General features: G+C 54.4%; 7 protein-coding genes and 1 tRNA gene. 7 read left to right on the top strand and 1 reads right to left on the bottom strand.

All coding sequences use genetic code 11. The annotated features are described in order from the left end of the window. Positions 1-20: 20 nt before the first annotated feature. Entirely contained in the window at positions 21-1,397 is a 1,377-nt protein-coding gene (locus RBR60_RS15025; RefSeq protein WP_320358264.1) for a transposase, read from the bottom strand. 350 nt (positions 1,398-1,747) lie between these two features. Between RBR60_RS15025 and nqrE the strand changes: the two genes are divergently transcribed. The 7 genes from nqrE to RBR60_RS15060 all read left to right on the top strand — a co-directional run bounded on the left by nqrE (position 1,748) and on the right by RBR60_RS15060 (position 11,305). Continuing rightward, positions 1,748-2,356 (top strand): NADH:ubiquinone reductase (Na(+)-transporting) subunit E, encoded by a 609-nt coding sequence (nqrE, locus tag RBR60_RS15030; protein ID WP_320358266.1) that lies wholly within the window; start codon positions 1,748-1,750, stop codon positions 2,354-2,356. Positions 2,357-2,371: 15 nt separating this feature from the next. Then, complete coding sequence (gene nqrF / locus RBR60_RS15035; RefSeq protein ID WP_320358268.1) at positions 2,372-3,586, top strand: NADH:ubiquinone reductase (Na(+)-transporting) subunit F; 1,215 nt, start codon at positions 2,372-2,374, stop codon at positions 3,584-3,586. After that, positions 3,573-6,002, top strand: a complete 2,430-nt coding sequence (locus RBR60_RS15040) for a TolC family protein (protein ID WP_320358270.1) — start codon at positions 3,573-3,575, stop codon at positions 6,000-6,002. The genes nqrF and RBR60_RS15040 overlap by 14 nt, the downstream gene beginning before the upstream one ends. A gap of 60 nt (positions 6,003-6,062) precedes the next feature. Further along, positions 6,063-7,163, top strand: coding sequence for an efflux RND transporter periplasmic adaptor subunit (locus tag RBR60_RS15045; protein WP_320358272.1), 1,101 nt, complete (start codon positions 6,063-6,065; stop codon positions 7,161-7,163). Further along, positions 7,160-10,282, top strand: a complete 3,123-nt coding sequence (locus RBR60_RS15050) for an efflux RND transporter permease subunit (protein ID WP_320358275.1) — start codon at positions 7,160-7,162, stop codon at positions 10,280-10,282. Before RBR60_RS15045 ends, RBR60_RS15050 begins: the two co-directional genes overlap by 4 nt. Before the next feature lie 16 nt (positions 10,283-10,298). Beyond that, positions 10,299-10,375: transfer RNA gene (locus RBR60_RS15055), tRNA-Met, on the top strand. 192 nt (positions 10,376-10,567) lie between these two features. Beyond that, a complete protein-coding gene (locus RBR60_RS15060) occupies positions 10,568-11,305 on the top strand; it encodes a hypothetical protein (protein ID WP_320358278.1) in 738 nt (245 codons plus the stop codon). Positions 11,306-11,390 lie beyond the last annotated feature (85 nt).

The raw sequence follows: 11,390 nt of genomic DNA on the forward strand, positions 1-11,390 counted from the left end.
ACTCAAGTTTCGGACTTGAGTTATTGAGATAAGATTTGGTCCTTTTGCTTGTCTATATAATCTTGTGGAATAAAGAACAAATTAAGACAGTCAATAAATATCTCTTTTAAAGACTCAATTGCATCAATTTTGAAAGGTAAAGATTCAGCAATCCTAAGAACCATAACCATGATTCTTTCAAGAGCTTCTGCGAGAGTGATATCTTTTATTTCTTGATTGCAAAGCCTGAACATTCCACCAAAAGTTCTCTGGTCTTCATGGTTTCTTAGTCTCCAAACCATAAATTGGTATCTTAAAAATACAATGGAAACATGGGCTATTAAAGCATCATAGTTTCGGCTCTGAATCTCAGACTCCAATCGAAGATGCTGTTTTGCCATTTTAAAGAAAACCTCTATATCCCAACGTTTTCCGTAAATTCTCACAATCTCTTCTGGCTCCAGATTCAGATCTGTAGAAAGGATACAAAGCCAGTCTTTAGAGCTTCTGTGCCTGATAAAAATAAGCTTTGCGGGAAGTTGTGATTGAGGCAATTTCACATCAGTTGATGTAAGGATGTGGGCTCTTCCTGATTTTTTTCTCAGCTTAGAATATATTTCCTTTATATTCATATTTTTACCATTAAATGTGTAGTGTGTTTTACCTTTGGGAAGTTTGCAGATCACCGGTGCAAATTCATGCATTGAAGCAATGATTGCTGGTTTTCCATACCAGGAATCCATTAAAACGTAGTCAAAAGGAATGTTTTTCTTTTTAATTCGATTCACCATTTGAACTATAAAATCAGTGGTCTTTACAAGGGCTTCTTTCCTTCTTCCACCGCCGCATGTCCGGGAATCAATGTCTTTACGTGCCTCACAAAAGCGTTTTTTAGAATCAGCATTTGTTAACAACCCAAAATCTACGGGAACCAAAGTATGGCCATCTGACAAGGCTGCCGTCTCCATACGAAAGCCTCGGACATAACATTTCTTAGAGTGATCTTTAACGGTTCCAAGGAGTTCTACGTTTTTTGATCGATTTCTAACATAGGCAGAAGCATCAAGAATCAAAACAAGTTCTCTTTTTGTTAGAGATGAGATCATTCTTAGGTGTTTTGCTGATATTTCAAGGAGTAGCTTCCGCCAGTTCAATTTAGAATTGTTAATCAAAGAATAAAAAGCATCTTTTCCAAAACTGACAGACTCGTTGTTTACAATTCCGTCAGAAATATTTTTTTGAGCAAATGGTAAGAGAAAAAAAGTGCTTAATATTTCGAATACAGGGATGCCTCTTTTTTTATGAAAACCACATCTATGGAGTAAAGTGCGCAATGTTGTTTTTGAAACTACATAGTCCAAATCATTCAGGAGTCTAGTAAAACTGTGTTGATTTTTGATCTTGGGTGTTGTATTCATAAAAAGCCTCTTTCTTTAGTGGATTCGACGGTTTAGGCGATTGTCTTATACGCTAAATTAAGGGGCGTTTCAATATAAAAAATCTACGATTTTAAAATTTTACACTTTAAAATCAAAGCCTTGCATCAAGTCCGAAACTTGAGATCATAAGTCATCATTATTTCGAAATGGATGCGGATGTCATCTTTGACGTATGCAGCACCCGTATTCCGGAACTTGTGGCAACCCTTCACACCATGATTCTGGACATATCCCAGGATCATGAAGGCACATGACGCTTCCGTTCGAAAAAACAGACCCGTACGACCGCCTGTATGCTGAAAATGATCCTTCCCGAAAAGGAGTGCACGGTGGAAAACCTGATGGGCATCTTTATCAACTCCGTTTTTGTGGGCAACATCCTCCTCGCCTACTTCCTTGGCATGTGCTCCTTTGTGGCCGTGTCCGGCAACCTCAGAACCGCCACAGGTCTTGGTATTGCCGTGGTCTTTGTACTGGCCATCACCACACCGGTGAACTGGATGATCCACAACTTTCTTTTGGCTCCCGGAGCCCTCGCCTGGGCCGGGTTTCCCGATGTGGATCTCAACTTTCTGCGCTTCATCACCTTCATCGCCTCCATTGCCGCCATGGTGCAGATCGTGGAGATGATCATCGAACGCCTCTCCCAGGCCCTTTACACTGCCTTAGGGGTTTTTCTGCCCCTCATTGCCGTCAACTGCGCCATCCTCGGCACCTCCCTTTTCATGGTGGAGAGGGAATACGGGTTCAGCGAATCCCTGGTGTTCGGCTTAGGCTCGGGCACAGGCTGGTTTCTTGCCATTGTGGCCATGGCGGCCTTAAGGCAGAAACTGCGGTATGCGGATCTTCCCTACGGCCTCGAAGGCTACGGCATCACCATGATCGTGACAGGTCTCATGGCCATGGGCTTCATGATCTTTTCCGGCATCGCCCTGTAGCAAAGGAGGGTTCCCATGATTTATCTGATCAGCTTTGCGGTGTTTTCCGGAGTCACCCTGTCCCTTGTCTTTCTCCTTCTTTTTGTGGAATCCCGCCTTGTCAAAAAAGAAGACAGCCATATCCGCATCAACGGAGATGAAGAAAAAACCCTGGTGGTCTCCAGCGGAACCACCCTCTTGAGCAGCCTTGTCAGCCAGGGCATTCTCCTGCCCTCGGCCTGTGGAGGCGGCGGCACCTGCGGCATGTGCAAATGCAGAGTCACGGCCGGAGGCGGTGATGTGCTGCCCACGGAACTTGCCCACCTCAACCGCAGGGAAAAAAGCGAAGGTGTGCGCCTCGCCTGCCAGCTCAAGGTGAGAAACGACATGGCCATTGAAATTCCCGAAGAGATTTTCAGCATCCGGAAATACCATGCCACCGTGGTTTCCAACAACAATGTGGCCACCTACATCAAAGAGCTTGTTCTCCGGGTGGATCCCGATGAGGACTTTGACTTTGAGGCGGGCCAGTACATCCAGATCGACATTCCCGAATACCGACTCTCTTTTAAAGATTTCAACATCGGCAGCGCCTATGTGGATGACTGGGACAAATACCAGCTCTGGAACATTCAGACCCGCTCCGAGGAACGGGTGTTCCGGGCCTACTCCCTGGCCAATCCCCCCTATGAAAGGGAACCGCGGCTCACCGTGCGCATCGCCACTCCGCCGGAAGAGAAGGAAAACGCGCCTCCGGGCGTCGGCTCTTCCTATATCTTCAGTCTCAGAGAAGGGGATGCGGTCACCTTCAGCGGCCCCTACGGCGATTTTCTTGTGAAGGACACAAAAAGGGAAATCTGCTTTGTGGGCGGCGGCGCGGGCATGGCCCCCATGCGCAGCCACATTCTTCATCAGCTCAACACCCTGAAGACAGACCGCAGAATAACCTTCTGGTACGGAGCGCGCTCCAGAAGGGAGATGTTCTATGATGAAGAATTCCGGGCCCTCAGCGAAACCTGCCCCAATTTCCGCTATCAGGTGGCGCTCTCCGAACCTCTGCCCGCAGACGCATGGGAAGGCCCCACAGGCTTCATCCACCAGGTGCTGTACGATACCTATCTCAAAGACCATAAAGACCCCACCGAGATTGAATACTACCTCTGCGGCCCACCGGTCATGGTGGATGCGGTGGTGGACATCCTCTTTAACCTCGGCGTAGAGGAGGAGATGATCGCCTATGACAAATTCTGACCCCCCAGAAACCGCCTCGTCCCCGGAATGTCCGTCAAAGACGAAAACCGGCGCCCCCCACCGGAGAAAGGCTCTTTCCTTGCCCCTGCACTATTTTTCCCATTTCCTGCTTTTCCTTTTATGCCTCTTTCTCTTTCTTCCCTCTTCCGCTTTTTCCCAGGGTCCGCCCCTGCGCATTGCCGTCATCAGCGACGCCGATACTCCGGAAATCCGGGCCTTTGTTGAGGAAATACTCACGGAAAGCCAGACGCTTCTTGGAAAAAACCGCACCCTCCGGATACCGGAAAACGGCCTGCTTTTTCCCGGAACCGGGGAAGCCGCCATCCTTGGGGCCTACGCCACCCTGGCCGGACGCAAAGATGCGGATCTCATCCTGGCCCTCGGCGGTTTTTCCGCCCCTGTCCTTGCCGGACAGTCCGCCTTCAGCAAGCCCCTCATTGCCTTAGGCGTTGTGGACGCCAGATTGCAGCACCTTCCCCTCACTGCCGATGGAAGCTCCGGGAAAAAGCATTTCACCTACCTTGTGACACCGGGCTCCCTTGAAGGGGATATCCGCACCTTTCACCGGCTCACGGGCTTCAGAAGGCTTGCCGTATTCATTGAAAGCCCCATTCTGGTGGAAAAGGCCACCCAGGCCGTGCTGGAAAATCTGAGTACGGAACTCGGCATCGCCTTTGTCTTTCCTCCTCCTTTCCAGGAGGATCAGCCCTCCCCCATTCCCCAGGACTGTGACGCCGTTCTCCTTGGCGGGCTGTACCGCTACCCCCAGCCCCTCCGCCGGGCAATCCTTCAGGAAGCCATCCACCGCAGGCTTCCCCTCTTTTCCCTGAAAGGCGAAAGCGATGTCCGGGAAGGCGCTCTGGCGGGAGCCCTGCCCGAAACCGAGTGGCAACGGCTGGCCCGCCTTCTCGCCTTACGCGTGGAGGCCTGGGCCTCTGACGGGGATCTCAGCCGCATCCCCGTCACCATGGAAGCCGATACCCATATTTACCTCAACCTTGCCACGGCAAAGGCCATCGGGTTTTCACCGGCCTGGGATATCCTCACCGAAGCCCGCATTGCCGTCCCTGAACCCCGAACCGGAGAGGCCCGGAGCTTTACCGATCTTGTCCACGAAGCCCTCAAACGCCACAACGCCATCCTTCAGGCTGAAGAAAACCTGCATGCAGCAACAGCCAGGGGCAGGGCCGCAGCAGCAGGCCGCCTGCCCAGCCTGGGAGCAGAAGTCCGGGGCCAGATCCAGGACAGGGATCACAGCATCGGTGGCGCTGCGGAAAAAACAGCGGAAGTCGCCGCCACTGTCCGCCAGGTTCTTTTTGCCGATCAAATCAATACCGCCGTGTACACAGGCGAACGGGAAAGGGATCAGGCAAAGGCCCGGCTGGAGCAGGCAAGGCTTGACGCCGTGCTGGATGTGGGCGGGGCCTGTCTGGAGCTTCTGCGCAGCCGGAGCCTCCTGCGCATCCGGGAAGATACGGCGGGACATACCCGTAAAAACCTTGATATCGCCAGTCAGCGCAGGGATGTGGGATACACGGGCCGGGCGGAAGTCCTGCGCTGGGAAAACGCCCTGGCCCGGGCAAGACAGAGTCTCCTTGCGGCGGTCATTGCCGTGGAACAGGCGGAAAACGGCCTCAAACGACGCCTGGGCTGGCCCCTGGATCAGGAAATCCACATCCGGGACGCCGGATCCGAAGAAGCTTTTTTTACGGCCGCCAGTGATATTCCCCTTTCAAGGGAAATCCGAACCCCCCAGGCCCTTGAGCGCTTCTCCCTTTTTCTCGAAAGGGAAGCCGAAAACCTGAGGCCCGAAGCCCTTGTGCTCCAGGCCGCACTGGCTGCGGCAACACGGGAGGAAGCCTTTCAGAAACGCCGGGCCTACACCCCCGAAGTGGCCCTTGCCGCCAGCGCCGCCCATGTGCTGGATCGCAGTGGCGAAGGCTCCCACATCCCCCTTCCTGCGGATGACCGTTGGCAGGTGGGGGTTCAGGCTTCATGGACCCTGTACAGCGGCGGTGAGATAAGGGCCTCCCAGGCGGCAGCCCGCGCCGGTGTCCGCCGTCTGGAGCTGGAAAAGGAAGAGACCCTGCGCCGCATCCGGGAAGATGTGAGAAACCGTCTGGCGGACGTGGTCGCAGCCCTCTTTGATCTCGACTTTGCACGACAGGCGGCCCAGGCTTCCCAGGACAACCTTGCCCTGGTTCAGGATGCCTACACCAAGGGAGCGGCCTCCATTGTGGATCTCATGGATGCCCGCAATGCGGACATTGAGGCCAGGGAATCCGAAGCCGTCGTCCATTACGCCCTCCTCATGGCAAGACTGAAACTGCAACATGCCCTGGGCTTTTATCCAGCCCTCTCCTCCTCACGGGCGTCCGCGGCTTTTCTGGATCGTTACAGAGAATACGCCCGATGACAGCAAGGGCATCAGGCCTTTTTCCAAGGCGCCTCAAAACCCAAAAGCTAAGGAAAACCCATGAACCCCTTCTTTCTTTCCCTTCTTCTCTGCACCCTCCTCTTCTTTTCCGGCTGCGGGCAGAAAACCGAAGACCTCCAGCCCGAACTGAGGCCTGTACGCCATGAGATTCTGACCCTGCAGAGTCTCTCTGAAACCCGCACCTTCACGGGGCAGGCAAGACCGGCTTCGGAAATCCGCCTGGGCTTTCGCATTGCAGGTCAGATTGTGGACCTTCCCGTGAAAATGGGGGATGCCGTCATGCAGGGGCAGCTCATTGCAAGGCTGGATGACAGGGACGACCGCCTCAGCCTTTCGGAGCTTCAGGCGGTTCTGGAAAACACAAAAGCCCAGAGAAACACCGCAGCAGCAGCCCTGGAAAGGGTCCGCAGCCTCTATGCCAGAGACAATGTGGCCTTAAGCGAGTACGAGACCGCCAAAAGCCGCTATGCGGCCGCAGCCGCCGACTATGAAGCCACCCTCCAGCGCATCGCCCTGCAGGAGAGCCGACTGTCCTACGCAAGCCTCCTCTCTCCGGCCGCAGGCCGCATTGCCAGCGTGAATGCGGAAAACAATGAAAACGTGCAGGCCGGAGCCACGGTGGTCACCCTGAGCACCGATGACGCCATGCTGGTGCGGGCCGGAGTTCCCGAAGCCTACATCAGCCGCATTCACCCAGGAGATCCCGTGGCCTTACGTTTCAGCGCCCTTCCGGAGCGGAGGTTCACCGGCCGGGTCTATGAGGTGTCCTATGTCAGCGATGCCCAGTCCACCTACCCGGTAACGGTGCGCATCCAGGAGCCCGACAGTCGCATCCGGCCCGGCATGCCCGCAGAAGTCACCTTTCACATGAGTGATGATCTCCACGAAAAACACATTCTTGTGCCCCTTTTTGCCGTTATGGAAGACCCCGAAGGCCGCTTTGTCTGGGTCCTCCTTCCCGGAGAAAGGGAGGGCACAGCCGTGATCCACCGCCGTCCCGTCACCCTGGGAGACCTCATCGGCGAGCGCATGGTGGTGACAGAAGGCCTCAAGGCCGGGGAACGGGTGGTGACCGCAGGGGTTTCCCGCCTGGCCGAAGGCATGGTGGTCCGCCATGAAAATCCGGAGGCCACGCCATGAATGTCACCCGGAGCGCCCTTCACAACCGCTGGCTGACCCTGACTCTCATTGCGGTTCTGCTCCTTGGCGGCCTGCAAAGCTTCCGCGCCATGCCCAAGGATGACATGCCGCCCTTTCTCGTGCGCACCGTATCCATCGTCACAACCTTTCCCGGCGCTTCTCCGCCACGGGTGGAGCAGCTGGTGAGCGACGCCATTGAAAAGGCCGTTCAGGAAATTCCGGAGGTGGATTTCATCACCTCAGAATCAAGACCCGGAGTTTCCGTTGTCATGGTAAACATCAAGGAAAGCGAATACGAGCTTCGGCCCATTTTCGACCATATCCGACGCAAGGTGGAGGATGTGCGGCCCAGCCTTCCCGAAGGCAGCAGCACCCGAATCAATGATGAACTGGGCGATGTTTTCGGCATTCTCATCGGCATTACAGGGGAAGGCTTCACGCCTGCGGAACTCAAAAAAGTGGGGGATGCGGTAAGGGATCATCTCATCAAGCTTCCGGATGTGGCCCGGGTGGAGATCCGCGGAGAGCAGGCGGAACGCATTTACATCCGCTATGACGAAGCCCGGCTCACGGGACTGGGCCTCACCCAGGGCCAGCTTGCCGCCATCATCCAGGCCACCAACATCCTTTTCCCCGGAGGCAGCGTCACCATCGGGAAAAACCGCATCAGCCTGGAACCTTCTGGAAATTTTGAGGATCTGGAAGATCTGAAAAATCTCATCGTATCTCCCTCCGGCAGTCCCACCCTGCTGCGCCTGAGGGATGTGGCCACTGTGGAAAGGGGCTATGCCGATCCCACGGACAACCACGTACGCATCCATGGCGTTCCCGGTCTGGTTCTGGGCTGTTCCCTCAAAAAAGGGGGCAACATCCTTGAAATGGGAAAGGCCATTGACGCCAGGCTCCTTGAACTGCAAAGCCTTTATCCCCACGGCATTGATTTTGTCCGTGTGGCCTCCCAGGATACCAAGGTGCATACGGCCATCGAGAACTTCACAGGCAACCTCATCCAGAGCGTGGTGGTGGTGCTGATCACCATGTTTCTTTTCCTCGGCCTGCGCACGGGTTTTGTGGTTTCCTCCCTCATCCCCTCGGCCATTCTCTGCACCCTCTTTATCATGTCCTTTCTGGGGGTGGGCCTCAATCAGGTTTCCCTTGCCTCCCTCATCATCGCTCTGGGCATGCTGGTGGACAACGCCATCGTCATGAGCGAAGCCATGATGGTGCGCATGGAAGCCGGAGAAAAAAAACTGGACGCCGCCCTCAACGCTTCAAGAGAGCTCACCATCCCCCTTCTGGTTTCCTCCCTCACAACGGCCGCTGCCTTCGTGAGTTTCTTTCTTGCCAATTCCGTGATGGGCGAGATCATGGGCCCGCTCTTTCTTGTGGTCAGCACGGCCCTGCTCGTATCCTGGCTGCTCTCCCTGAGCCTCATTCCCATGCTGGCCATGGTGTGGATACGGGTGGACACGGACAAAAAGGAAGACGCAGGCCCCATTGCCCGCATCCGCAGGCAATATGAAAAAGTCCTCATCTCCGTACTCCAGCGACCCGGAACCTTTGCCCTGATCACAGCCCTGGTTTTCATCGCAAGCCTCGGGCTCTTCCGGTTCATCCCCTTTGTCTTCTTTGCGGACAGCGATACCCCCATGATCAGCGCCAATCTCGAGCTGCCCATTGGTGTGGATATCGCCGTCACGGACAGCGTCACCCGTGAGCTGGAGGCCTTCATCCAGAAAGAACTCATGGCGGACAGAAACGGAAAGGGCGTCACCCGCTTTGCCTCCTTTGTGGGCCAGGGCGCGCCCAAGTACGATCTCGGTTACAGCCCGCCGGAAGCCGCCCCCCACACCGCCCATCTTCTGATCAACACCACAGGCGATGACATCAACGATGCGGTCAAGGATGCGGTATACGCCTTCTGCCTCAACCGCTTCCCCGATGTCACCGCTCAGGTATCCCGCCTCAAATCCGGTGGTGGCTCCGCCAAACCCATAGCCATCCGCATCCAGGGTGAAGATCCCGATCGCCTCTTTGCCATTGGAGAACGTGTCAAAGACAAGCTCCGCAGCATGGAAGGTGTTCGCAACGTCGCCGATGACTGGGGCATCCGCACACGAAAATTCAGAATTCTCATTGATCAGAACCGCGCCCATCTCGCAGGAATCAGCAGCCAGGATGTGGCCACCACCCTTCAGACCCTGCTCTCCGGATCTTCAACGGGCATTTACAGGGAAGGAGACCGGAGCCTTCCTATCATCATGATAAGGGAAAATCCGGGGGTCATGGATATGGCGGCCCTGGAGGGCCTCAACATCCACAGCCAGTCCACGGGAAGAAGCGTACCCTTAAAACAGGTGGCGGACATTGCCCTGGTCTGGGAACCCGCCAAAATCCTGCGCAGGGATCTGCACCGCACCCTCACGGTCAGCGCGGAAACCCTCGGCCATGTCACAGCCTCTGAAATCATGGGCCCCATGAAACTCTGGCTGGCCGAAACCGCACCCCGCTGGGGCCAGGGCTATACCTATACTCTGGGCGGTGAGGCCGAAGACAGCGCCAAAGCCATGGGCGCTGTGACGGCCAAGCTTCCCATTTCCTTTTTTGTCATTGTTCTCCTGCTCATTGCCCAGTTCAATTCCCTCAAAAAACCTCTGATTGTCCTCCTCACCATCCCGCTGGGAATCATCGGCGTGGCACTGGGGCTTTTCATTTTCCGCTCAAGCTTCGGCTTCATGGCCTTTCTCGGTCTCATCAGCCTGGCGGGCATTGTGATCAACAACGGTATTGTACTCCTGGACCGCATCCGCATTGAAATCGAAGAAAACGGTCTGGAGCCCTCACAGGCCATTGTGGCAGCGGCCTGTCAGCGTTTCCGCCCCATCCTGCTCACCACGGCCACAACGGCCCTCGGGCTCATCCCTTTGTGGATCGGCGGCGGCCCCATGTGGCAGCCCATGGCCATCACCATTTTTTCAGGTCTCCTCTTTGCCACCCTCATCACCCTTGTCTTTGTGCCTGTGTGCTACAGCCTCTTTTATGGCATCCCCACCACGGACCTGAAATCCCCAAAAACCAGGGCACAAAAAATGCTTGACAGCCCACCGCATAAGGCGTAGGTTTCCGACTCGTTGCTGCGGGGTGGAGCAGTCTGGTAGCTCGTCGGGCTCATAACCCGAAGGTCGTTGGTTCAAATCCAGCCCCCGCTACCACAAATACATTAAAGCCTACGGTACAAAACCGTAGGCTTTTTATTTTCCTGCAGCGCGGGAAAAAGCAGGTTTCCCACCCACTGCCCGTCCCCTCACAAAAATCATGATGGAATCCCCTTCTCCTCTCCATGCGATCAGGTTATGGTGCGTAGAGGTTTTATTTTACCCTTTCCAGATTCAAAAGGAGATTCCATGTTTATGAAAAAAATCCAATGGTTTTTCATAGCAGCCGCCCTTATCACCCTGATTACAGGATGTGGCGACAGCACTACCAGTGGCGGTGTCACACCCGATCCCATTCCTGCCGCCCCCAGCGGCAAGGTAGCACAAAACTACATCAGTGGTGCCACCGTATGGGCCGATCGGATAGAACAAGACGGAATCGGTGATTTTCAAATTCTTGGAGAAGAACTTTTCACCCAGGCAAACTCCGGAAACCAGGGCGACTTCATCCTCCCTGCAACGCCTTCCTATGATTACGTGTTAGCTTCCAAAGGCGGGAACGATGTCCTTCTCGGTATCACCGCCTTTCCCATGATGGCTCCCAAAGGAGCAGCCAATATCACCCCCATCACCACGCTTGTGGTTTTTGAACCCAGCCTGAAATCCATTCTAGGCGGCCCCGGTGTTTACGATACGGATATCGCTTTTACAGAGGGTACCAATCCATATGTCCTCAAAATATCAAAAATCATTGAACTTTTAGCACAAAATACAAAAGGATCGTCCCAGCAACTGGCGCTCATGCGGAGCATGGCAGCACAGATGAAGACCGCCATCAACCTTACAGACGCTGCACGTAAAGATTTTCTTCTGGGAATCATGGATACTTTGGCTCCGGAAGATGCCAAAGCTTCCCTTAAAGCCAAAGCAGAGCAATACATAGATCCTGAAATCCCGGCTTTTCTTATACCTACTCAGGCTCTTTGACTTCAAACGCCTTGAAGATATCTTTTTGAAGCCTCGTCAATGGAAAAAGGATTCTGGCTCCACGGATCTCTTGTACACGTACTCT

It is taken from the genome of Desulfobotulus sp. (assembly GCF_034006065.1).
GTDB lineage: Bacteria > Desulfobacterota > Desulfobacteria > Desulfobacterales > ASO4-4 > Desulfobotulus.

Bases quoted from the DNA above. Each gene is read 5' to 3' on its own strand.
- RBR60_RS15040 (WP_320358270.1), top strand. From the start codon at position 3,573: ATGACAAATTCTGACCCCCCAGAAACCGCCTCGTCCCCGGAATGTCCG.
- RBR60_RS15045 (WP_320358272.1), top strand. From the start codon at position 6,063: ATGAACCCCTTCTTTCTTTCCCTTCTTCTCTGCACCCTCCTCTTCTTT.
- nqrF (WP_320358268.1), top strand. From the start codon at position 2,372: ATGATTTATCTGATCAGCTTTGCGGTGTTTTCCGGAGTCACCCTGTCC.
- RBR60_RS15060 (WP_320358278.1), top strand. From the start codon at position 10,568: ATGTTTATGAAAAAAATCCAATGGTTTTTCATAGCAGCCGCCCTTATC.
- RBR60_RS15025 (WP_320358264.1), bottom strand. From the start codon at position 1,397: ATGAATACAACACCCAAGATCAAAAATCAACACAGTTTTACTAGACTC.
- RBR60_RS15050 (WP_320358275.1), top strand. From the start codon at position 7,160: ATGAATGTCACCCGGAGCGCCCTTCACAACCGCTGGCTGACCCTGACT.